Below are 21,201 nucleotides of genomic sequence, written 5' to 3' on the forward strand. Positions count from 1 at the left end.
GCCTATGAAAGCCAAGGCTGATGTACCTTTCGCTCCGCTCAACATCGCGGTGCTGACTGTCAGTGATACCCGGACCCTGGAAACCGACACCTCCGGCCAGGTCTTTGTCGACCGCCTGGGCGCTGCCGGGCATAACCTGGCGGCGCGGGTGCTGCTTAAAGATGACCTCTACAAAATTCGCGCGCAAGTCGCCACCTGGATTGCCGACGACGTAGTTCAGGTGGTGTTGATCACCGGTGGCACCGGGTTCACCGGCCGCGACAGCACGCCGGAAGCCGTGAGTTGCCTTCTGGATAAGCAGGTCGACGGATTTGGCGAGCTGTTCCGGCAGATTTCCGTGGCCGACATCGGCACCTCGACCGTGCAGTCCCGCGCACTCGCCGGTTTGGCCAACGGCACGCTAGTGTGCTGCTTGCCGGGTTCGACCAACGCTGTGCGTACCGGATGGGATGGCATTCTTGCCGAGCAGCTGGATTCGCGGCACCGTCCGTGCAATTTCGTCCCTCATCTGAAACAGGCGGCACCCTGTGAATCCCGCGGGTAAGCCCGGCAAGACCGGCAGCTTGATGCCTGTCGAGGTGGCGCTGGCACGTTTGCTGGAAATGGCCGAAGCGGCGCCGATTCGTGAACGTGAGCGTTTGCCGTTGGCGCAGGTTCAGGGGCGCGTGCTGGCGGAGGATCTGGTCTCGACACTCGATTTGCCGCCCTGGCCCAACAGTGCCATGGACGGCTATGCCTTGCGCGTGGCCGACTGGACCGGTGAACCGTTGGTGGTCAGCCAGAAGATTTTCGCTGGCCAGGCGCCACAACCCTTGCAGCCGGGAACCTGCGCACGCATCTTCACGGGGGCGCCGGTGCCCGAAGGCGCCGATTGTGTCCAGATGCAGGAGAACGCCGAAGTCCAGGTGGACGAGCGTGTGGTGTTCACCGAAACCATGACCCCCGGCCAGAACATTCGGCCGCAAGGCCAGGAAACCACGGTCGGCGAGTTGGTCCTGACGGCGGGCACGCGCCTGGGGCCCATCGAGCAGGGCCTGGCGGCATCCCTGGGATGTGCCGAGCTGGAGGTTGTGCGCAAGGTGCGTGTAGCGGTGCTATCCACCGGCGATGAACTGATCGAACCCGGGCAGGCCCTGGGGCCTGGGCAGATCTACAACAGTAACCGTGTGTTGCTGTGCAGTTGGTTGCAACGCTTGGGGTGTGAAGTGATCGACGCCGGCATCCTGGTGGATGACCTGGCGGTGACTCGCGCTCGCTTGGGTGAACTGACCGATGTCGACCTGATTCTCTCTACTGGCGGTGTCTCGGTGGGCGAAGCCGACTTCCTTGGCATCGCCTTGCGTGAGGAGGGTGAGCTGACCCTGTGGAAGCTCGCCATCAAGCCCGGCAAGCCGCTGACATTCGGGCATTTCCGGGGCGTGCCGGTGATCGGTTTGCCGGGTAACCCGGCCTCGACGCTGGTGACCTTCGCGTTGCTGGCCCGGCCTTATCTGCTGCGGCGTCAAGGTGTCGAAGACGTCGAGCCGTTGAAATTCCAGGTGCCGGCAGGGTTTGTCTGGCCAAAGGCTGGCAATCGACGCGAGTACCTGCGCGGGCGTCTCGAACAGGGTCGGGCAACCACTTACCGGAATCAGAGTTCTGGCGTACTGCGCAGCGCCGCGTGGGCCGAAGGCCTTGTGGAAGTGCTGGAAGGCCGCACCCTGGTCGAGGGCGATTTCGTCAACTTCATTCCCTTGAGTGAAGTCTTGAGCTGATACCTGTCATCGACTGCCCTGCAAGCCCGGTTGATCGAGCCGGGCCTGCCTCTACCCCTGCCGGTTAATGAGACAGAAGTGTCACGACCTGTTCGAACCGGCTGTTGGCGATCCACCCCAGAAGTCCCAGGATCACGCCGAATGCACCGGCAGAGTAGGCCAGTCGGTGCTTGATGGATTTGACGTCGCCACGCACTTCGTCCATGTCCCGGCGGATGTATTTGAGGTGAGTTTCCAGTTCGACGACGCGAGGTTCCAAATCCACTTCTCCACCGGTTTTTGCACCGTGTTTGAACTCGGCTTGATGAGCCCTTAGGGCGTTTGCATTCATTGCGTGCACATCCTTGTGTGTTTGTAGTTGATGATTGAGACCACAGGCCGCCAAGGTGTACCAATCACTTGGTTCGGTCAATTGAGCCGATTCCTCATGTTTTGTAAGAAAAAGTACCGCTCTGTAGGACGCAAAACGCTGTGACTTTGAATTTATTCAAGTTCACCTGACTTTTTTGCCTGCCTGTGAGGTCAACATCTCTCATACGGATGCCAATTATGGGAGTGATCGCTATGGGTGAGCGCAAGGCGCTGTTGATTCTGCATGGCAAGCAGGCACTCAATGAGGATGTCCGCGCGGCAGTTGAAGGCAAGCGCAAGCAGGGGTGGGAGCTGGCCGTTCGGGTGACCTGGGAGGCCGGTGATGCCCGGCGCCTGGTGGATGAGGCGTTGGCCGCCGGTTACCCGCAAGTGATTGCCGGTGGTGGCGACGGCACGTTGCGCGATATCGCCGAAGCCATGGCGGCGCATCCGAACGAGGCCAGCCTGGTGCTGTTGCCTTTGGGCACTGCCAACGATTTCGCACGTGCCGCCGGTATTTCTCTGGAACCTGCCCAAGCCCTGGAGCTGCTGGACAGCGCACCAGTCCCGATCGATCTGGGCGAGGTCGGCGGACAAGTGTTTCTGAATATGGCCACTGGCGGTTTTGGCAGTAACGTTACGGCCAATACCTCGGAAGACCTGAAAAAGATCCTGGGCGGTGCGGCGTACCTGTTCACCGGTTTATCGCGTTTCAGCGAATTGCATGCCGCCTATGGCGAATTGCAGGGGCCGGACTTTCACTGGCGTGGCGAGCTGCTGGCGTTGGGAATCGGCAATGGCCGACAGGCCGGCGGCGGCCGAGTGTTGTGCCCGGAGGCGCTGGCGGACGATGGACTGCTGGATATCAGCATTCTGCCGGCACCGCAGGAGGTGGTCGGCACGTTGAAAAATCTGCTGACCGAGGGCTTCGGCTTCGACAACATGTTCGTGCGCGCCCGTTTGCCGTGGGTCGAGATCAAGGTGTCGGAAGGCCTGCACATCAACCTCGACGGCGAACCCCTGGAGGGTGACAACCTGCGTTTCGAGGCGCGTCCGGCGGCATTGCGCGTGCACTTGCCAGCGGACTCACCGCTGCTGGGCTCATCCCGGGCCGTCAATCATCCAGACTGATGATTTGTTCACGCACGGCGAATAGCACCAGGCCCGCCACGTCGTAGATCTGCAGGCGTTTCATGATCTGCGAGCGGTGGGTTTCGACGGTCTTGATACTCAGGCCCAGGCCGTTGGCGATTTCCCGGGTGGATTTGCCACGTACGATCAATCGCAGGATTTCCAGCTGGCGAGCGGTCAGGTTGTGGGAGTCCGGGATCGGCGCCTGGTTTTTCTGGGTGCGGGTCAGTGCCTGATTGATCACCGTGTGGGCAATCGCCGGGCTCAGGTAGCGTTCGTTGTTGCGCAGGGCGTCCAGGGCGTGTTCGAGCTCGGTGGCGGTGGTGTCCTTGAGCAAGTAGCCATGGGCGCCGGACTCCAGGGCCTGCATGATCAGCGCCGGGTCGGTGTGCATCGACAGGATCAGGACCTTGCTTTGTGGGCGAACCTTTTTAAGGCGCTGCAAGGCTTCGAGGCCGCCGGTCTCCTTCATGGAAATGTCCAGCAGGACGATGTCCGGGGACAGTTGCTCCACCATCTCCAGCAGTTGCGAGCCGTCATTGGCCTCGCCAACTACCGCGTAGCCGGGAATATCCAGCACCAGAGCGCGTACGCCGGCCCGGATAAGCGAGTGGTCATCCACCAGGAGTAAGTTACAAGTCAACGCATAACCTTATTCGTACTGGCCCGTTCGAGCGCGCGGGGCGCCCAGGGGAAAAGTGCTTCGATTTGAGTGCCTTTGCCCGGCTCGCTGGTCACGGCCAAGGTCCCGCCCAATTGTTCGATCCGTTCCGACATCCCGGCCATGCCGCGTTGCCCCTCGCGCCCCGGGTTGGCGGCGGGCGCAAAGCCCAGGCCGTCGTCGCTGATCAGCAGAGTCAGGCCCTGCGGCAGGCGTTGCACGCGCACCAACAGGTTCCTGGCATCGGCATGGCGCAGAATATTGGTCACCGCTTCCTGGGTAATCCGAAAAGCCGCCACGGCCATTTCTTCCGGAATGCCGGTCAGGCGCTGATGGCATTCCAGGCTCCAGTGCACCGAGGTATTGGCCAGGGTCTTGAGCAAATGTGCCCGCAGGCTGGCTTCCAGCCCGAGACTGGTCAACTGCCGGGGGTTGAGAATGGCCGAGACGTCACGCACCTTGGTCAGGGTTTCTTCCAGGGTTTCACAGAGCACCGAGCATTGGCCCTGTAGCTCTTCGGGCAGACGGCGCTTGAGCCATTCGCTTTGCAGTTTGGCCGCCGTCAGCAATTGGCCGATGTCGTCGTGCAACTCGCGGCTGAGCCGATGGCGTTCGTTTTCCTGTACTTGCAGCAGACGGTCGGCCAACTCTTGCGGTTGAAACTTGATCGACTTGCGCGACAGGCGATGCCCGACCCAGACACAGGTCAGTGCTGCCATATTGAGTATCAGCAGGCTCACCGGCAGGAGAGTGGAGAAGCCATAGACCAGCAGACTGCCAAGCGCCGAGCAGGTGCACAGCAACAGCGTGAACCGGCGCGCGTTTTCTCGGGAAGGGGGCCACGTGGTAATTGACTTGAGGCTGGCGTACATAGCAGATGGAGCCAATGGATGTTCGCTGCGGGCAGACCGGCCATGATGGCTGACGGGTCTCTGTCTGAAAAACTGTTGGGTGAATCACCGACTTCAATGGGGCTGACCAGAAGATGAAATCCAGCCATGAAGTTTAGCGGGCTGCTCTCGTCTTGAATCACAGTGCCATTATTAGAAGCCAACTAATGGCCGGGATAATACCACTTAAGATACCGTTGGTCGCGTTTGGTATATATGTCCACGCAGTCAGGAATTATGGAGTTTGGACGTTGGTTCCATAATGGAAAAAGTTGGGTTGCTTGTCGCTCGAATATAGTGAGGACGCCTGAGGTGTTGTTTTTAAAGTCAGGCGATACCTGAGCCCGGGACAGAGAGTCCGCGCTCGACAAGATCAAATAATGTTTATTGAGCTGTCGTTGACAGGTATGAAATATTCAATTGCGACATGGGCATTCAAGTTACTGAGTCGGGGCCGGGCAATACAAGAACCAGGCGACGCACAGTTACCCGGCAAATTTAAGCTTGCCGTTCCGAGAAGGCGACGAGGGTGAGCGGTTTGGCGTGGGCTGGAGGCTGAAACCGGCTTTGTCCGACCTGAAAGGCAAAGGCTTCGATCAGCGACGCCTGTTCGCTGTCATCCAGGCTCAACTGACCGGTTTTGGGATCGATGAGTTCGAGTTGCCAGGCCATCAGTGTGAAGCAGTCTTTCAGTGCATCGAGGGCCTGTTTGTTCAGGGCCATGTGATGTTGGGCATGGTTCAACAGACCATGGATGTGCAGCGAAAACTCCGAAACCGCTTCCAGCGCCAGGGCATCGGCCTTGTTTGCCAGTTTAAGCAGGCTGCTGAGCATGCAGTCGATGGCATCTGTATCGTTGCTGATCAGTTGCAGATGACTGAGGCATTCCTCGGACTTGGCCAGGAGTGTTTCAGCCTCGACGAGAAACTCGGGAAGGCGCTGAGCCCCCTCTTTATGGTCGTTCGGCATGCTTATCTCCACCACGTCACGTCTGATGAGGGAATGTCGTGTGTGTCGATGATCACGCGTTGTTGCCCGAGCACGCTCCGGCCCGCTTTTGCGCGCGCTGGAGAACTTGAGAGGGTGGGGGGCCACTGACCTGCGATCGCACACAAAAGCCTGACTCCGTTCATGCAATGAGAATGGCGTCACATTAATGGCTATTGGATATTGCGAATATCAGGTTGGGCCTGATTGTTACTAGGGGAATCCCTTACACAGGGGAACCTAACGTGCAAACCGAGGTCGCGCGACAGGGAATGAAGCAGATGAAATCACGAGGCCAGTAAAGCATGATGTTAATGTGACATCAATGCCTGAGCGTGGCATTTTGTCTGGGGGTCAAGCTCTAGCAATAACAGCCGATAACCCTCTTTAGTGAATTCATCAGAACAAGCCCAGGAGTCATTGATGGCCGGCATTCTCGACACGGTAGACCAACGCACGCAACTGGTGGGTGAGAATCGCCTGGAAATTCTCATGTTCCGGCTGGCCGGGCGGCAATTGTTCGCGATCAACGTTTTCAAAGTCCAGGAAGTGCTGCAACTGCCGAAGCTGACCCTGATGCCCCAGCGCCATCCGTTTGTCTGCGGTGTGGTCAACCTGCGTGGCCAGACGCTGCCGGTGATCGACCTGTCCCAGGCCATCGGCATGCGTCCGTTGGTGCCCAGCCCCACCAGCACCATCATCGTTACCGAGTACAACCGCTCGGTGCAGGCGTTCCTGGTCGGTGGCGTGGACCGCATCGTCAACATGAACTGGGAAGCCATTCTGCCGCCGCCGACCAGCGCCGGTCGCCAGCACTACCTGACCGCCATCAGCAAGGTCGATGACCAGTTGGTGGAAATCATCGACGTGGAAAAAGTCCTCGCCGAAATCGTCCCGTACAACGCCAAGGTGTCCAAGGAAAAACTGGATGACCCGGTGCTGGAACGCGCCCGTGGCCGTGAAGTGCTGCTGGTGGACGACTCGAACGTGGCGCTCTCGCAATTGCGCGACACCCTCGGTCAGTTGGGCGTGAAGATGCACATCGCCAGCGACGGCCTGAAGGCCCTGAACATGCTCAAGGCCTGGGCCGATACCGGCGTGGTCATGACCGACAAACTGCTGATGATTTTCACCGACGCCGAAATGCCGGAAATGGACGGCTACCGCCTGACCACCGAGATCCGTAACGACCCGCGTCTGCGAGGTCTCTACGTGGTCCTGCACACCTCGTTGTCCGGCAGTTTCAACGACTCGATGGTGAAGAAGGTCGGCTGCGACAACTTCCTCTCCAAGTTCCAGCCGGACAAACTCGTCGACGTGGTGCGCCAGCGCCTGATGCTCGACGAAGTGCCGGCCTGATCCCGACGCCGAAGGCTGGCATCGCGTCAGCCTTTGATTCAGCGATCAAGCTCGTATAGGGTGGCGTTTTTTGCCCACCAGGGAGCTGGCCATGTTGCGTCTGAGCGCGCTTTACCGTTATCCGTTGAAATCCGGCAAGGGCGAGCCCCTGCAACAGGTCAGCCTCGACAAACTGGGTCTGGACGGGGATCGACGCTGGATGCTGGTGGACGAAGCCAGCGGGCGCTTCCTGACCCAACGCGCGGTGGCGCAGATGAGCCAGCTGTCGGCGCTGTGGAATGCCGACGGAGGCTTGACCCTCAACGCCCCAGGCCATTCACCGATTGATATCGCCTTGCCCGGCAGCGACGCCGAACTGCGCGGCGTGACCATTTGGCGCGACACCTTGCGCGTGCCCGATGCTGGCGACGCGGCGGGGGCGTGGGTCAGTGAGTTCATCGGCAAGCCGACGCGATTGGTGCAAGTGCCGCTGGATCGCGCGCGCACCACCCAGTCAGGCTACGGCAAGGAAGACGATCAGGTGGCCTTCGCCGATGGCTTTCCGCTGTTGTTGATCGGCCAGGCGTCACTGGAAGACCTGTCGCAGAAGGTTGGGCGACCATTGGAAATGCTGCGCTTCCGGCCGAACCTGGTGATTGAGGGCAGCGAAGCCTACGCGGAGGATGGCTGGAAACGCATTCGCATCGGTGATGTCGAGTTCCGCGTGGTCAAGTCGTGTTCGCGATGCATCCTGACCACCATCGATCCGCAGACCGGCGTGCGTAGCGATGATCGTGAGCCCCTGGCCACGCTGCAAAAGTATCGGGCCGAGGCGGACGGTGCGATGTTCGGCCAAAACCTGGTCAACGACAGCAATGGTCGACTGGCAGTCGGCATGCCGGTGACGATCCTCGAATAGCCGTCCCTGAATGAAAAATGCCCGTGTCATTGGACACGGGCATTTTTTTGTCGCTGTGAAACCCGGGGGTTTAGCCGCGGTATTCGCACAGGTAAGCGGTGTCGACGGCCACTTTCAGCTGGAATTTGCTGTTGGCCGGCACGTTGAACTGGCTGCCGGCGGCGAAGGTTTCCCAGTCGCTGCTGTCCGGCAGTTTGACGGTCAGCGCGCCGGTCACCACGTGCATGATTTCACGCTGGCTGGTACCGAATTCGTATTCGCCCGGGGCCATGACGCCGATGGTCGCCGGACCTTCAGCGGTGCCGAAAGCGATCGACTTGACGGTGCCGTCGAAGTACTCGTTGACTTTAAACATGGGCGATTCCTCGAAAAGGGCTGAAAAGGGCCGGCCAGTATGCACAACACCCCTGGCGCCGTCACCTTCCTAGAGGGGCAGCACCAGCGGTAATAGCCGCGCGGTATTGCGCGCATCTTCCAGCGCTCGATGCTGTTGCCCATTGAATTGCATGCCCGCCAGTTGCAGCGCACCGTTGAGCCCCAGCGGGCGCTCCAGCCGTCGCGCCTTGGCGAAACGCTGCTTGAGGTTCATGTGCGGCACCTGGCTCAGGAAGCTGTCGAGTTGCAGGCGTTGCCATTCCTGTAGCAGTTGTTTGCGATCGTAATCGCCCCAACTGGCCCAGCCTTCCAGGCGCGAATGATGCTGGCCGAGCCAGCGTTCGAACGCCGGCCAGACCTCGGTCAAGGGCTGCGCGGTATCGATATTGGCCTGGGTGATGTGGGTCAGCTCCCGACAAAACGGCGTCAGCAGAGGCCGGCGCGTCGGGCGTACGAAGCGCTGGAACTGGTCCAGCTCTCGACCTTTTCGGTCCACCAGGGTGGCGCCGATTTCGATGATTTCCATTTCTGTAACTGGCCAGCCGCCCTCATCGGTGGTGGCTTCCAGATCAATGACCAACCAGTGAGGCATCGCAGGGTTCCTGGTATCCGCGTGCTGATAGGGCTTGAGCGTAGCCAAACCCGGCGGATCCGCCTAGCGCCTTATTCGACCTCCAACAAAATCTGACGATTTTTTACCTGATCGCCGACCCGGACCTGCAACCGTTTAAGCACGCCGTCGATGCCGGCTTTGAGCGGATGCTCCATTTTCATCGCCTCCAGCACCACCAAGAGCTGACCCTTGCTGACCGGGCTGCCCTCACTGACCAGCACATCGACGATCGCCCCGTCCATCGGCGCCTTGAGCGTGCCGGAGCTGACGCTGGCCTGGCTGCTGACCGGCGCCTGAGTGCGATCTTCCAGTCGCAGGCTGCCAGGTCGGGTGAACAACCACAGTTGCCCGGCGTCGAGGCGATAGGCATGACACTGACGAATGCCGTCGATTTCCAGGGTGGCCTGGCTTGTGTCGCAGTGGATGAGCTTCAGTTCGAGCGTCCGTGCGCCCACCTGAAGCCGGTAGGGCTCGCCCGGTATCGCGTTCAGCTCCACTGTCCAGTCCTGATCTTCCATGCCGAGGCGATAGTGCAGCGGCACGCTGGCGTTGTTTCGCCACCCTGCCAGCGGAGCAGGGTGATGTTGCGCTGAGGCCTGATAGAGCAGCGCCGCCGCGATGGCCAGTTCTTCGGCGCTCGGGACGTGGGCTTGCAGGCAAGGATGGTCGACAAAGTGCGTCGGGATAAACCCGGTGCTGAACTCGCCACTGATAAATTGCGGGTGTTGCAGCAGGCTGGCGAGCAGACGTTGATTGCTTTGCACGCCCAACAGCACGCTGTCTTGCACCGCCCGCAACAATTTGCGCCGGGCTTCTTCGCGGGTGGCGCCGTGGGCGATAAGCTTGCCGAGCAGCGGGTCGTAGAAAGGACTGATGTGCTGGCCTTCGATCAGGCCATGGTCGATGCGCACGTCACCGTGCAACGCCGGTTCCCAGGCACTGATCTGCCCGGTCTGCGGCAGGAAACCCTGCGCCGGGTCCTCGGCGTACAGGCGCACTTCCAGGGCATGTCCGTTGAGCTGCACCTCCTCCTGGCGTAGCGGCAGCGGCAGGCCTTCGGCAACATGGAGCTGCCAGGCCACCAGGTCGAGGCCGGTGATCAGTTCGGTCACCGGGTGTTCCACTTGCAGCCGGGTGTTCATCTCCAGAAAGTAAAACTGCCCGCGCGCATCGAGCAGGAACTCCACCGTGCCGGCGCCGACGTAGTTCACCGCGCGGCCCGCCTTGAGCGCCGCTTCGCCCATGGCCTGGCGCAGTTCGGCGGTCATCACCGGGCAGGGCGCTTCCTCGATGATTTTCTGGTGCCGGCGCTGGATCGAACAGTCGCGTTCGCCGAGGTAGATCAGGTTGCCATGCTGGTCGCCGAACACTTGAATTTCGACGTGGCGGGGATCGATCAGCGCCTGTTCGAGGATCAGTTCATCGCTGCCAAACCCGTGCAGGGCTTCAGATCGCGCGGTGCGCAGTTGCGCCAGCAAATCACTGGCGTCGTGTACCAGGCGCATGCCGCGCCCGCCACCCCCGGCACTGGCCTTGATCATCAGCGGATAGCCGATGCGTTCGGCTTCGCGACTCAGGGTGGCGTCGTCCTGTTCAGCGTCCTGATAGCCTTTGATGCAAGGTACACCGGCCGCGAGCATGGCGAGTTTCGACAGGCGCTTGCTGCCCATCAACTCGATGGCGTCGGGGCTGGGGCCGATGAAGGTGATATCGGCCTCTCGGCAGGCGAGGGCGAAGCCGGCGTTTTCCGAGAGAAAACCGTAGCCGGGGTGGATTGCATCAGCGCCGGTGCGGCGGGCGGCATCGATGATGGCCGGGATGTTCAGGTACGACTGCTGCACCGGGGCCGGACCGATGTTGACGGCTTCGTCGGCCATTTGTACGTGCAGGGCATCGGCGTCGGCATCGCTGAAGACGGCGACGGTGCGGTAACCCAGGGCCTGGGCGGTGCGCTGGATGCGGCAGGCGATTTCTCCGCGGTTGGCGATCAGGATTTTGCTCAGTCCGGGCATGTTTTACTCCCTTGTTTTTGCGGTGGATGTGATGGCCTCTTCGCGGGCAAGCCTTGCTCCTACAAAGCCCACCCCGGTTTACGCTTTTGCACGAAGGCCATCGTCCCCTCGACCCCTTCAACCCCGGTCACCGCTTCACTGAACCACTGCGCCGCCTGATCCAGCAACGCATCGGCAGGTTGCCCGGCACTCGCCAGCAACAGTTTTTTCGTCAATGCATTTGCCCCTGGTGCGCAGCACAATACATGGGCCAACACCTCTTCGAGGCGCTCGGCCAAGGCTTGCGGATCGTGTTCGACAAAATGCACCAGACCCAGGCGTTTTGCCTGGGTGCCGTCGAACCGCGCCGCCGTCAGGGCCAGCCGTCGAGCCTGGGTCAGGCCGATGCGCTGGACCACAAAGGGCGCGATCTGCGCCGGCAGCAGGCCGAGGCTGGTTTCTGGCAAACCGAATTGCGCCAGATGATCGGCCAGCGCGACGTCGCTGACGCAAGCGAGGCCGAAACCACCGCCGAGCACTGCGCCTTGCAGCACGGTGATGACCACTTGCGGCGCGTGTTGTACCTCTTGCAGCAGCGCACCAAACGCGCGGTTCAAGTCGCGATAAGCTTCCGGCCCTTGAGCTCGGGCGTTGGCCATGTCCTTGATGTCGCCGCCGGCGCAGAAGTGCCCGCCGGCACCTCCGATCACCAAGGCCCGAACGGCCTGGTCATCGCGTACCGTCGCCAGCACTTCTCGCAATTCGGCGACCATCTGCAGGCTCATGGCATTGCGGCTTTCCGGGCGATTGAGGGTGATGTGCAGCACGCCGTTGTGCAGTTCGAGCAACAGCGTCTGGCAAACCGGCAGGCTATTCATTTCTTTTTCCCCGGCAGGGTGCCCATGAGTTTGCAGATGATCCCCAGCATGATTTCGTCGGCGCCGCCGCCAATCGATACCAGCCGCACATCGCGATAGGCCCGGGCCACCGGGTTGTCCCACATGAAGCCCATGCCGCCCCAATATTGCAGGCAACTGTCGCTGACTTCCCGCCCCAGACGACCGGCCTTCAGTTTGGCCATCGACGCCAGGCGCGTGACGTCCTGGCCTTTGATGTACTGCTCGGTGGCCTGATAGACCAGCGCCCGCAGGCATTCGATTTCGGTTTGCAGCTCGGCCAGACGGAAGTGAATCACTTGGTTGTCGATCAGTGCATTGCCGAAAGTCTTGCGTTCCTTGCAGTACTCGATGGTGCTGTCGATGCAGTACTCCAGGCCCTTGATCATGTTCGCCGCGCCGAACAGGCGTTCCTCCTGGAACTGCAACATCTGCATCATGAACCCCGCGCCTTCATGGCCGATGCGATTGCGCTGGGGCACGCGCACGTTGTCGAAAAACACCTGGGCAGTTTCCGAACTGCGCATGCCGAGCTTGTCCAGGTGCGAACTCAGGCTGATGCCTGGCGTGTTCATCGGCACCATGATCAGCGACTTGTTGACGTGGGGTTTGTCGTCCGAGGTATTGGCCAGCAGGCAGATAAAATCGGCGCTTGGAGAGTTGGTGATCCACATCTTGCTGCCGTTGATCACGTAGTCGTCGCCGTCCTTGCGCGCGGTGGTTTTCAGTCCGGCGACATCGGAGCCTGCGCCGACTTCCGAGACGCCGATGCAACCGACTTGCTCGCCGCTGATCGCCGGGCGCAGGAATTCTTCACGCAGTTCATCGGAGCCGAAGCGGGCGAGGGCCGGGGTACACATGTCGGTCTGCACGCCGATGGACATCGGAATCCCACCACAATGAATGGTGCCGAACTCTTCGGCGGCGACGATCGAATAGCTGTAGTCGAGGCCCATGCCGCCAAACTTCTCTGGTTTGGAGATGCCGAGCAAACCGAGGTCGCCGGCCTTGCGGAAAATCTCATGGATCGGAAAACGTCCGGCCTTTTCCCATTCCTCGACGTGCGGGTTGATCTCGTGATCGACGAATTGGCGAACGGTACGGCGCAGTGCTTCGTGTTCCTGGGTGAAGATCATTTTTATTGTTCTCCTTATATCCATGATCGTTCCCACGCTCAGCGTGGGAACGCCTCTATGGACGCTCTGCGTCCGCTTTGGGACGCGGAGCGTCCCGGGCTGCATTCCCACGCAGAGCGTGGGAACGATCAAAATCTGGCTACACCAAAACTGTTGGCTTGCAGCGACCGCATTTCGGCCTCGTGGCAAATGTCCAGCAAATAGCCGAGTAATGTCCGGGTATCCCGCGGATCGATCAGCCCGTCGTCCCACAAACTGGCGCTGCCGTAGAGCGCGGTGGACTGGCTGTCGAGTTTCTGTGCGGTGACCTGCTCCAGCATGTCGAGCATTTTCGGGTCCGGCACCAAGCCGTCCTTGAGCTGCTTGGCCTCGGTGACGATCCGCAGCACTTTGCCGGCCTGCGCACCGCCCATCACGGCGGTGCGGCTGTTGGGCCAGGCGAAGATGAAGCGTGGATCGAGACCGCGACCGCACATCGCGTAGTTGCCGGCCCCGTAGGAACCGCCGACGACGATGGTCAGTTTCGCCACCCTGGCGTTGGCCACCGCCTGGATCATCTTCGCGCCATGCTTGATCACCCCTTGCTGCTCTGACTCGGTGCCGACCATGAACCCGGTGGTGTTGTGGAAAAACAGCAACGGCGTCTGGCTCTGGTCGCACAGCTGGATAAACTGCGCCGCCTTGCTCGCGCCCTTCGGCGTGATCGGGCCGTTGTTGCCAATGAAGCCGCAGGCGCGACCCTGGATTTTCAGGTGGCCGCAGATCGTCTGCTGATCGAACTCGCCCTTGAATTCAAGGAAGTTCGAAGCGTCGGCAATCCGGGCGATGATTTCGCGCACGTCGTAGGGTTTTTTCGGGTCATCCGGGATCAGCCCCAGCAGCTCATCGATGGGGTAGAGCGGTTCCTTCCACTGCGGTTCGGGTAGCCAGGGCAACTGCTCGTTCCATGACAACAGGCTGACAATCTCCCGCACCAGGCGCACGCCGTCGGCATCGTTTTCAGCCAGGTATTCCGCAGTGCCAGCGGTTTGTGCGTGCATTTCGGCGCCACCCAGTTCTTCATCGGTGGCCACTTCACCCGTGGCGGCTTTCAGCAACGGCGGGCCGGCGAGAAACAGCTTGGCCTTGCCGCGCACCACCACCACGTAATCCGACAACCCCGGCTGATAGGCGCCGCCCGCCGTAGCCGAGCCATGTACCACGGTGATCTGCGGCAAGCCCATGGCCGACATCCGCGCCTGATTGGCAAAGCTGCGCGCACCCTCAATGAAAATCTCGGCGGCGTAATTGAGGTTGGCGCCGCCGCTCTCGGCAAGGGTGATCACCGGCAGTTTGTTTTCCAGGGCGATCTGTTGCAGGCGCAGGGATTTTTTCAAACCGCTGGGGGAAATGGTCCCGCCCTTGATCGCGCTGTTGTTCGCCACCACCAGTACCCGCACGCCGGACACGTAACCGATCCCGGCAATCAGCCCGCCGCCGGCCGAACTGCCGTCCTTGTCGTCGTGCAGCTTGTAGCCGGCCAGGCTCGCCAGTTCGAGGAACGGTGCGCCGGGGTCGAGCAGCAAATTAAGGCGTTCACGGGGCAGCAGTTGGCCGCGCTTGTCGAATTTGGCCTTGGCTTCGGCGGCCTTGTTCAGCAGGTTCTGTTCAAGCTCACGGACCTGCTCGATACCCACCAGCATCGCCGCACGGTTTTGCGCGAACTGTTCGCTGAAAGGGTCGATTTGCGACTGGATCACCGGCATGGCTTATTCCTTGTCTTTCAATACATCGGGCAAGTACGCGCGATGAAAACCATTGAACGACTCACTGTTTTGCGCTTTGTGAATCGGCCACGCCCGACCGCCCAGGCTCGCGGCCCCATCAATGCGCAACGTACTGCCGCTGACAAATGCCGCCGCCGGGCTGAGCAGGAACACAATCGCCGCGCTCACTTCCGATTCGGTGCCGATACGCTTGAGCGGCACGTGTTCGCGCAACGTAGGGATCACCGCTTTGAACGCGCCTTCGTAGGTGTCCATGCCACTGGAGGCAATCCAGCCCGGCGCCACGGCATTGACCCGCACCCCGGCATAACCCCATTCGAACGCGGCGGTCTTGGTCAGGTTGTCCATGCCAGAGCGTGACGCCCCCGAATGGCCCATGCCGGGCATACCGCCCCACATGTCGGCGAGCATGTTGACGATGGCCCCGCCGTGCTTGCTCATGGATTGATTGAACACTTCCCGGGCCATCAGAAAACCGCCGACCAGGTTGGTGCGCATCACGGTTTCGAAACCCTTCTGGTTGATCGAGGCCAACGGCGACGGGAACTGGCCGCCGGCATTGTTGACGAGGCCATGAATCGGTCCGAACAGGCGGATCAACTCGCTGACCAGATGCTTGACCGCTTCTTCCTCACGAATATCGCAGGTCTTCCAGTCAGCCTTGCCGCCGTCCTCGGCGATCTCGGTGGCGACGTTGCGCAGTTTGTCGGCGTTGCGCCCCACCAGCAGCACATGGGCGCCGAGGGCCGCCAGTTCGTGGGCGGTGCAACGGCCGATGCCGCTGCCGCCGCCGGTGACGATGATGGTTTGGCCGGCAAACAGATCGGCTTTGAAAATCGAGTCGTAAGCCATGGCAGCGGTCCTCTAGTTGACCTGGTCGGCGATGCCCTGGGGCACCGGAATCTGGATCTCCAGCAGTTGTTGGGCGAAGGCCTTGCCTTGCGGATCGATCCGCAGGCTGGCCACGCCGCCACCGCCGAGGGCGTTTTCCAGGAGGAAATTCAAGCTGTGGGTGCCGGGCAGGTACCAGCGCTCGACACGGCCGTGGACCGGGTCGAGCACATGGCTCATCCAGTCGACGATCACCTCCGGCGTCAGTGCTTCGGCGATCCATGGCAGGAATTGCGGCTGCCGTGCCATGACCCCGATGTTGCTGTGATTGCCCTTGTCACCGGAGCGCGCCACCGCGAGTTTGATCAGTGCCACGCTGGCGTCGGCCCGCTCGGTGGGTTGGGGTGGTTCAATCGGCACGGGCAGATCAGCGGGATCGAGTGTATCGAGGGCGGGCAGGGTGCAGGGATGGCGCTGGCCGTTCAGGTCAATTTCCAGCGTGCAGGCCGTTTTGTCGATCAGGAACGAGAACAGCCGGATCAACGGATACACGGTCGGTCGTCCACCGACGATCCCGGTCAATCCCGGGGCCATGCCAGTGGCGGCCTGGGCGATTTCCCGGGAGAACACGATCAACGCCTGTTTACTCGGGTGGCGCACGGCAAGTTTGATCACCACTTCGCGGCTGTCCTGGCGTTGGCCGTGGGCACCGTAGGTGGCCTCGCTGCCGAGCAGCTCGATGTTCACTTCGCTGTAGGGCGCCCAGCCGCGCTGGCTGAAAATCTGCGACGTCTTGTTGATGATCGCTTCGCTGACCCGTCGCGCCTTGTCCACCGCGTCAATGCCGGCGATCAGGCAACTGGCGGTGCAGCGGAAACCGTCGGGGTAGGTGGCGCTGACTTTGTATTGATCGGTCGGCGGCAGGCCTTTGGCGCCGTGGACTTGCACTACATTCTTGCCCTGTTGCTGAAGTTTGACCTGACTGAAATCGCAGACCACGTCCGGCAACAGATAGGCCTGCGGATCGCCGATTTCATAGAGCATCTGCTCGCCGACGGTCAGTGGCGTGACCAGCCCACCGGAGCCTTCGGGTTTGCTGACGAGGAACTGGCTGTCGGCACTGACTTCGACGATGGGGAAACCGATGTGCTCGTAGTCGGGCACCTCGCGCCAGTCGGTGAAGTTGCCGCCGGTGCACTGGGCGCCGCATTCGATGATGTGCCCAGCCAATGCAGCCTGGGCCAGTTTGTCGTAGTCGTGCCACGACCAGCCGAACTCATGCACCAGCGCGGCGCTGACCACGGCGCTATCAACCACCCGGCCGGTGATGACGATGTCCGCTCCCAGGCGCAGGGCTTCGACGATGCCCGGCGCACCGAGATAAGCATTTGTGGACACACACAGCGGCGGCAACGGCGCGCCGCTGAACATTTCGCGGATGCCCTGGCTACCGAGTGGTTTGAATTGCGGTTGCAGGTCGTCGCCCAGCAGCACGGCAATCTTCAGTGCCACCCCGGCCTTGTCGCACGCCGTTTGCAGGGCGGCGGCACAAGCCTGCGGGTTGACCCCGCCGGCGTTGCTGATGACGCGAATCTTCTGTTCGGCGAGTTGCGACAACAAAGGACTGAGGACTTCGATGAAGTCGCTGGCGTAGCCGGCCTGGGGATCTTTCATCCGCGCGCCGGCCATGATCGACATCGTAATTTCGGCCAGGTAATCGAACACCAGATAGTCCAGGCGCCCGCCTTGCACCAGTTGCGCGGCGGCGGTGCAGGTGTCGCCCCAGAAGGCGCTGGCGCAACCGATGCGGATTGTTTTTGGCACAGTCAACCCCATGCTCAGCTCCGACAGAAGTGGCTCGAGACTACCAAGCAAGCGCTTGGTTTGTAAACGCCTGAAATATCTTCGCCCCAAGCGCTTGCTTGGTCGCTCTCGCCAGCTTAAATTGCCCGCGCAACCCCGCTGTTTTAGCGGCGAAGGGCGCATTTGACTGAACGACTGTAGGAGAGAACGGGTGGACGAGCAAAAAGCCCTGGGGGTGATGCGCGAATTGGTCGACAACGGCCAATTGACCGACCCGGACAGCGCCCGCGGCAAACTGCTGCAAGTGGCGGCTCACCTGTTCCGCAATAAAGGCTATGAACGCACCACGGTGCGCGACCTGGCCAGTGCGGTGGGCATTCAGTCGGGCAGTATTTTCCACCACTTCAAAAGCAAGGACGAAATCCTGCGCGCGGTGATGGAGGAAACCATTCGCTACAACACCGCGTTGATGCACGCCGCCCTGGCCGAGGCCGACAGCGTGCGCGAACGGGTGCTGGCGCTGATTCGCTGCGAATTGCAGTCGATCATGGGCGGTAGCGGCGAAGCCATGGCGGTGCTGGTCTACGAATGGCGTTCGCTGTCCGAAGACGGGCAGGTGCAGGTGCTGGCGCTGCGAGACATTTATGAAGCGATCTGGCTGCAGGTGCTGGGGGAGGCCAAGAACGCCGGTTTTATCCGGGGTGATGTGTTCATCACCCGGCGGTTCCTGACGGGCGCCTTGTCCTGGACCACCACCTGGTTTCGCGCCGGCGGCAGCATGAGCCTGGAGCAATTGGCCGAAGAGGCGTTGATTCTGGTGCTTGAAGAGAAGCCATGAGCCGTCTATCTCGACGATAAACTGGCTAAGTAGGCGAAACCGCCTAGCTTGAATGCATTGATGCGTATTTTATTTGGGGAGTGGGTTGTTTTGATGTCTTCGCCAATGTGGACGGTGTCGCGGCTTTTGCTGGCGGCATTTGCGGTGCTATGGGTGTTGCCGTCCCAGGCGGCGCAACAGGTACGGGTCGGTGCCGCGCATTTCCCGCCTTACACCGTGCGCCCGGAGTCCGGCGCCGATACTGGCCTGTTGCCGCAACTGGTGGAAGCCCTGAACCAGTTGCAAACCGATTACCAGTTCGTGCTGGTGCCCACCTCGATTCCCCGGCGTTTCGGCGATTTCAAGCAAGGTCGAGTGGACATGGCCATCTTCGAAAACCCGGATTGGGGTTGGAAGGACATTCCTCACACCACCGTTGACATGGGCCTGGAAGACGCCGAGATTTTTGTCGCGCAACGCAAGCCCGAGCGCCGCGAGAGTTATTTTGCCGACCTCGCGGGCAAGCGTCTGGCCTTGTTCAGTGGGTACCACTACGAATTCGCCAACTTCAATGCCGACCCGAAATTCCTCGCGCAGAATTTCAATGCCACGCTGACCTATTCTCATGACAGCAATTTGCTGATGGTCTTGCGGGATCGCGCCGATATCGCCCTGGTTACGCGCTCCTATCTGAGTGATTACCTGCTGCGCAACGAGCAAGTCGCTGATCAGTTGCTGGTGTCCCAGCGCATCGATCAGGTCTATCACCACTACGCGCTGCTCAGCCCGGCCGCGCCGATCAGCGGCCCGGCATTCAGCAAATTGCTGCAAGGCTTGCGCGACAACGGCCAACTGTTGAAGATTTTTGAGCCGTACAAGATCGCGGTGGTGCCGGTGCCAAAGTCCTGAAAACCTGCCGCAGGTCGCGGATTTAACGAGTTCGCTTAAATTTCCCGCCCCGGCTCACGTCACATCGTTGAACTGTCGACGATTACTGTGAGCCCGACCCATGTCCAATCTGAATGACCTGACTGCCCTGGCCTTGCCGTCAGGGCGCAGTCTTGTAGCCGATGAAACCGAAAGCCGCCTGAGCCTCAGCCTCGAAGGCCAGCCGCTGATCCGCTTGCGCCTGAGCCGCGAACCCGAGTTGCACATCGAAGTCGACGAACGCTTCGGCTTGCCCGCCGGTCAAGCCTTCTGGGCGTCTTGCTATTGGTTGTTTGCCCGGGATCCGGCTTGCCAGCGCCTGACCTGGCGCCTGGACGAGGCGCCCACCGAAGCCCTGTTCAGCGGTTTGCTGATCCCGACCGAAACGGCGGGCGAGTACCGCTGCGAACGCACGCTGTTCTGGCAATTGCCACAGCCGTGGCTCGGCGAATCGCTGACCGGCAGCTATCCGCAGCAGATGGTCATCAGCGGCGGCAAGCGTCATCCGTTGCGCCCGGCCAAGCCGCGCGGCGAAGTCTATCGACGTTTCGACGCGCGTCTCGGCGCGTGGGTGTCGTTGCGCACGGTAGAAATCGAACAGGACCTGACGCGTTTCAATCGCTGGCAGAACAGCCCGCGGGTGGCCAGTTTCTGGCAGGAAGAGGGCAGTCTCGAAAAGCATCGCGAATACCTGAGCAAGCTCGACGCCGACCCGCACACCCTGACGCTGATTGGTTGTTTCGATGATCAGCCGTTCGCTTACTTCGAAGCCTACTGGGCCAAGGAAGATCGCATCGCGCCGTTCTACGACGCCGGCGATTACGACCGCGGCATTCACATGCTGGTGGGTGAAGAAGCGCACCGTGGCCCGCACAAGGTGGCGAGCTGGTTATCGGCGCTGGTGCATTACCTGTTTCTGGATGATCCGCGCACCCAGCGCGTGGTGGCCGAGCCGCGCGCTGATAACGCGAAGATGATCGGGCACATGCACAACCAGTGTTTCCACTGCGAGAAAGAATTCGACTTCCCGCACAAGCGCGCGGCGTTGATGGTGTTGGGGCGTGAGCGGTTTTTTGATCGGTGCACGTTGGCGTGAGGTGTAAGGCGCAAGATCCGTTGCGGTCTTGAGCCAGCCTTCGCGGGCAAGCCTCGCTCCTACAGGTGTGCGGTTGGCGCAAAACCTGTAGGAGCGAGGCTTGCCCGCGAACGGGGGCGACGAAAAATTCAACTCTTAACGACGGGCAAATGTATCCGCGCGACTGCCCGACACTTTGCGGCAATGCACCAGCGCATCGCGAATCATGAAGTTCACCAGGGTCGGCGAGACGCCAAGTTCCTTGGCGATGTCCTTTTGCGGCACGCCGTGCAAACGGTACATCTCGAACGCGTAGCGCGTGCGGCTCGGCAGCTCGGTCAGCGCGTCGGCGATGTGCTCCAGGGTCGAGAAATTGATGTGCGAGGTTTCCGGTGAAGCGCCCTGGATCACCACGTTCAGGCCTTCCTCTTCAGGGCCGGAATACTTCAGCTCCAGCGCCTGTTTGCGGTAGTGGTCGATCGCCAGGTTGCGCACGATCTGGAACAGATAGCTGAGCTGAGCCTTGAACGACGACGTGATCTGCGGCGCCGATTGCAGCCGGAAAAACGCATCTTGCACCACGTCCTCAGCCCGCGACCGGCAGCCCGTAATGCGGGCTGCAATTTTGACCAGAATCAGTCGATTGTCGACAAAGGCCTGAAGTAGCGGTGAATCGCACCTGCTTGTGGATACTTGTTCCGTCATGGAAATCACCTTGCTGCAAATAGGGTTGCGGGACGACAAGCGTTTGGGAGCCGTCCTACACATCGAGCGACAAATTATGTTGAATGATAATGATTGTCAATTGAGAAAGAGAATTAATGCGCCACAAAAGTGCAGCGTGTGAACTGCGACACGCTGTCGCGCCCGGCCCTGTTGGGGTTGGAGCTTGCCGACTAATTATTTCAAGACATCAATCGTTCTCATTGGTGAATGGTTC

General features: G+C 60.8%; 21 protein-coding genes. 8 read left to right on the forward strand and 13 right to left on the reverse strand.

The window, feature by feature from the left end; translation table 11 throughout:
- Positions 1–4: 4 nt before the first annotated feature.
- Both moaB and HKK52_RS30165 read left to right on the forward strand, forming a co-directional pair.
- A complete protein-coding gene (gene moaB / locus HKK52_RS30160) occupies positions 5–544 on the forward strand; it encodes a molybdenum cofactor biosynthesis protein B (RefSeq protein WP_133838225.1) in 540 nt (179 codons plus the stop codon).
- 22 nt (positions 545–566) lie between these two features.
- On the forward strand, positions 567–1,754 hold the full coding sequence (locus tag HKK52_RS30165) for a molybdopterin molybdotransferase MoeA (protein WP_169374313.1): 1,188 nt from the start codon (positions 567–569) through the stop codon (positions 1,752–1,754).
- Positions 1,755–1,818: 64 nt separating this feature from the next.
- Here HKK52_RS30165 and HKK52_RS30170 read toward each other — a convergent pair whose 3' ends face one another.
- The gene (locus HKK52_RS30170) at positions 1,819–2,085 is read right to left on the reverse strand and encodes a hypothetical protein (protein WP_237150815.1); all 267 of its coding nucleotides are present in this window, start codon (positions 2,083–2,085) and stop codon (positions 1,819–1,821) included.
- Between the two features lie 233 nt (positions 2,086–2,318).
- Between HKK52_RS30170 and yegS the strand changes: the two genes are divergently transcribed.
- Positions 2,319–3,236, forward strand: a complete 918-nt coding sequence (gene yegS / locus HKK52_RS30175) for a lipid kinase YegS (RefSeq protein WP_169374315.1) — start codon at positions 2,319–2,321, stop codon at positions 3,234–3,236.
- Here the strand turns inward: yegS and HKK52_RS30180 are convergent.
- The 3 genes from HKK52_RS30180 to HKK52_RS30190 form a co-directional block, all read right to left on the reverse strand.
- Complete coding sequence (locus tag HKK52_RS30180; RefSeq protein WP_169373770.1) at positions 3,220–3,879, reverse strand: response regulator; 660 nt, start codon at positions 3,877–3,879, stop codon at positions 3,220–3,222. The two genes, yegS and HKK52_RS30180, sit on opposite strands and share 17 nt — an antisense overlap.
- Positions 3,876–4,769 (reverse strand): sensor histidine kinase, encoded by an 894-nt coding sequence (locus HKK52_RS30185; protein WP_169374316.1) that lies wholly within the window; start codon positions 4,767–4,769, stop codon positions 3,876–3,878. Before HKK52_RS30185 ends, HKK52_RS30180 begins: the two co-directional genes overlap by 4 nt.
- A 516-nt stretch (positions 4,770–5,285) precedes the next feature.
- The gene (locus tag HKK52_RS30190; protein ID WP_169373771.1) at positions 5,286–5,756 is read right to left on the reverse strand and encodes a hypothetical protein; all 471 of its coding nucleotides are present in this window, start codon (positions 5,754–5,756) and stop codon (positions 5,286–5,288) included.
- A gap of 441 nt (positions 5,757–6,197) precedes the next feature.
- On the opposite strand from HKK52_RS30190, the gene HKK52_RS30195 reads away from it, so the two are divergent.
- Both HKK52_RS30195 and HKK52_RS30200 read left to right on the forward strand, forming a co-directional pair.
- Positions 6,198–7,133: a chemotaxis protein CheV gene (locus HKK52_RS30195; protein WP_133838221.1), complete on the forward strand. Its 936-nt coding sequence runs from the start codon at positions 6,198–6,200 to the stop codon at positions 7,131–7,133.
- Positions 7,134–7,224: 91 nt separating this feature from the next.
- Positions 7,225–8,031, forward strand: a complete 807-nt coding sequence (locus tag HKK52_RS30200) for an MOSC domain-containing protein (protein WP_169373772.1) — start codon at positions 7,225–7,227, stop codon at positions 8,029–8,031.
- 70 nt (positions 8,032–8,101) lie between these two features.
- Here HKK52_RS30200 and ppnP read toward each other — a convergent pair whose 3' ends face one another.
- From ppnP to HKK52_RS30240, 8 genes are all read right to left on the reverse strand, one after another.
- Positions 8,102–8,386 (reverse strand): pyrimidine/purine nucleoside phosphorylase, encoded by a 285-nt coding sequence (gene ppnP, locus HKK52_RS30205; RefSeq protein WP_054614024.1) that lies wholly within the window; start codon positions 8,384–8,386, stop codon positions 8,102–8,104.
- 69 nt (positions 8,387–8,455) lie between these two features.
- Positions 8,456–8,998, reverse strand: a complete 543-nt coding sequence (locus HKK52_RS30210; protein ID WP_149661812.1) for an exonuclease domain-containing protein — start codon at positions 8,996–8,998, stop codon at positions 8,456–8,458.
- Between the two features lie 71 nt (positions 8,999–9,069).
- Positions 9,070–11,031 carry an acetyl/propionyl/methylcrotonyl-CoA carboxylase subunit alpha gene (locus HKK52_RS30215; protein WP_169373773.1) on the reverse strand — a complete coding sequence of 654 codons (1,962 nt, stop codon included), beginning with the start codon at positions 11,029–11,031 and terminating at the stop codon, positions 9,070–9,072.
- Between the two features lie 59 nt (positions 11,032–11,090).
- Positions 11,091–11,888, reverse strand: coding sequence for an enoyl-CoA hydratase/isomerase family protein (locus HKK52_RS30220; protein WP_169373774.1), 798 nt, complete (start codon positions 11,886–11,888; stop codon positions 11,091–11,093).
- Positions 11,885–13,042, reverse strand: coding sequence for a citronellyl-CoA dehydrogenase (gene atuD / locus HKK52_RS30225; RefSeq protein WP_169373775.1), 1,158 nt, complete (start codon positions 13,040–13,042; stop codon positions 11,885–11,887). The genes HKK52_RS30220 and atuD overlap by 4 nt, the downstream gene beginning before the upstream one ends.
- Before the next feature lie 128 nt (positions 13,043–13,170).
- The gene (gene atuC / locus HKK52_RS30230; RefSeq protein WP_169373776.1) at positions 13,171–14,787 is read right to left on the reverse strand and encodes a geranyl-CoA carboxylase subunit beta; all 1,617 of its coding nucleotides are present in this window, start codon (positions 14,785–14,787) and stop codon (positions 13,171–13,173) included.
- A 3-nt stretch (positions 14,788–14,790) separates the two neighbouring features.
- Positions 14,791–15,660, reverse strand: a complete 870-nt coding sequence (locus HKK52_RS30235) for an SDR family oxidoreductase (RefSeq protein WP_169373777.1) — start codon at positions 15,658–15,660, stop codon at positions 14,791–14,793.
- 12 nt (positions 15,661–15,672) lie between these two features.
- Entirely contained in the window at positions 15,673–17,463 is a 1,791-nt protein-coding gene (locus HKK52_RS30240; protein WP_169374317.1) for an acyclic terpene utilization AtuA family protein, read from the reverse strand.
- A 190-nt stretch (positions 17,464–17,653) separates the two neighbouring features.
- Between HKK52_RS30240 and HKK52_RS30245 the strand changes: the two genes are divergently transcribed.
- The 3 genes from HKK52_RS30245 (at position 17,654) to HKK52_RS30255 (ending at position 20,282) form a co-directional block, all read left to right on the forward strand.
- Positions 17,654–18,280 (forward strand): TetR/AcrR family transcriptional regulator, encoded by a 627-nt coding sequence (locus HKK52_RS30245; protein WP_202027614.1) that lies wholly within the window; start codon positions 17,654–17,656, stop codon positions 18,278–18,280.
- 93 nt (positions 18,281–18,373) lie between these two features.
- Positions 18,374–19,168: a substrate-binding periplasmic protein gene (locus tag HKK52_RS30250; protein WP_178117471.1), complete on the forward strand. Its 795-nt coding sequence runs from the start codon at positions 18,374–18,376 to the stop codon at positions 19,166–19,168.
- A gap of 100 nt (positions 19,169–19,268) precedes the next feature.
- Positions 19,269–20,282, forward strand: a complete 1,014-nt coding sequence (locus tag HKK52_RS30255; protein ID WP_169373778.1) for a GNAT family N-acetyltransferase — start codon at positions 19,269–19,271, stop codon at positions 20,280–20,282.
- Between the two features lie 135 nt (positions 20,283–20,417).
- Here HKK52_RS30255 and HKK52_RS30260 read toward each other — a convergent pair whose 3' ends face one another.
- Positions 20,418–20,966 carry an RNA polymerase factor sigma-70 gene (locus HKK52_RS30260; RefSeq protein WP_133838209.1) on the reverse strand — a complete coding sequence of 183 codons (549 nt, stop codon included), beginning with the start codon at positions 20,964–20,966 and terminating at the stop codon, positions 20,418–20,420.
- Between the last annotated feature and the right edge of the window lie 235 nt (positions 20,967–21,201).

Origin of the sequence: Pseudomonas sp. ADAK2, from assembly GCF_012935755.1 — a bacterium.
In the GTDB taxonomy this organism is placed as follows: Bacteria; Pseudomonadota; Gammaproteobacteria; order Pseudomonadales; family Pseudomonadaceae; genus Aquipseudomonas.

Excerpts from the sequence above, each read along its gene's own strand:
- moaB (WP_133838225.1), top strand. The coding sequence starts at position 5 with ATGAAAGCCAAGGCTGATGTACCTTTCGCTCCGCTCAACATCGCGGTG.
- HKK52_RS30165 (WP_169374313.1), top strand. The coding sequence starts at position 567 with ATGCCTGTCGAGGTGGCGCTGGCACGTTTGCTGGAAATGGCCGAAGCG.
- HKK52_RS30170 (WP_237150815.1), bottom strand. The coding sequence starts at position 2,085 with ATGAATGCAAACGCCCTAAGGGCTCATCAAGCCGAGTTCAAACACGGT.
- yegS (WP_169374315.1), top strand. The coding sequence starts at position 2,319 with ATGGGTGAGCGCAAGGCGCTGTTGATTCTGCATGGCAAGCAGGCACTC.
- HKK52_RS30185 (WP_169374316.1), bottom strand. The coding sequence starts at position 4,769 with ATGTACGCCAGCCTCAAGTCAATTACCACGTGGCCCCCTTCCCGAGAA.
- HKK52_RS30190 (WP_169373771.1), bottom strand. The coding sequence starts at position 5,756 with ATGCCGAACGACCATAAAGAGGGGGCTCAGCGCCTTCCCGAGTTTCTC.
- HKK52_RS30195 (WP_133838221.1), top strand. The coding sequence starts at position 6,198 with ATGGCCGGCATTCTCGACACGGTAGACCAACGCACGCAACTGGTGGGT.
- HKK52_RS30200 (WP_169373772.1), top strand. The coding sequence starts at position 7,225 with ATGTTGCGTCTGAGCGCGCTTTACCGTTATCCGTTGAAATCCGGCAAG.
- ppnP (WP_054614024.1), bottom strand. The coding sequence starts at position 8,386 with ATGTTTAAAGTCAACGAGTACTTCGACGGCACCGTCAAGTCGATCGCT.
- HKK52_RS30210 (WP_149661812.1), bottom strand. The coding sequence starts at position 8,998 with ATGCCTCACTGGTTGGTCATTGATCTGGAAGCCACCACCGATGAGGGC.
- HKK52_RS30215 (WP_169373773.1), bottom strand. The coding sequence starts at position 11,031 with ATGCCCGGACTGAGCAAAATCCTGATCGCCAACCGCGGAGAAATCGCC.
- HKK52_RS30220 (WP_169373774.1), bottom strand. The coding sequence starts at position 11,888 with ATGAATAGCCTGCCGGTTTGCCAGACGCTGTTGCTCGAACTGCACAAC.
- atuD (WP_169373775.1), bottom strand. The coding sequence starts at position 13,042 with ATGATCTTCACCCAGGAACACGAAGCACTGCGCCGTACCGTTCGCCAA.
- atuC (WP_169373776.1), bottom strand. The coding sequence starts at position 14,787 with ATGCCGGTGATCCAGTCGCAAATCGACCCTTTCAGCGAACAGTTCGCG.
- HKK52_RS30235 (WP_169373777.1), bottom strand. The coding sequence starts at position 15,660 with ATGGCTTACGACTCGATTTTCAAAGCCGATCTGTTTGCCGGCCAAACC.
- HKK52_RS30250 (WP_178117471.1), top strand. The coding sequence starts at position 18,374 with ATGTCTTCGCCAATGTGGACGGTGTCGCGGCTTTTGCTGGCGGCATTT.
- HKK52_RS30255 (WP_169373778.1), top strand. The coding sequence starts at position 19,269 with ATGTCCAATCTGAATGACCTGACTGCCCTGGCCTTGCCGTCAGGGCGC.
- HKK52_RS30260 (WP_133838209.1), bottom strand. The coding sequence starts at position 20,966 with ATGACGGAACAAGTATCCACAAGCAGGTGCGATTCACCGCTACTTCAG.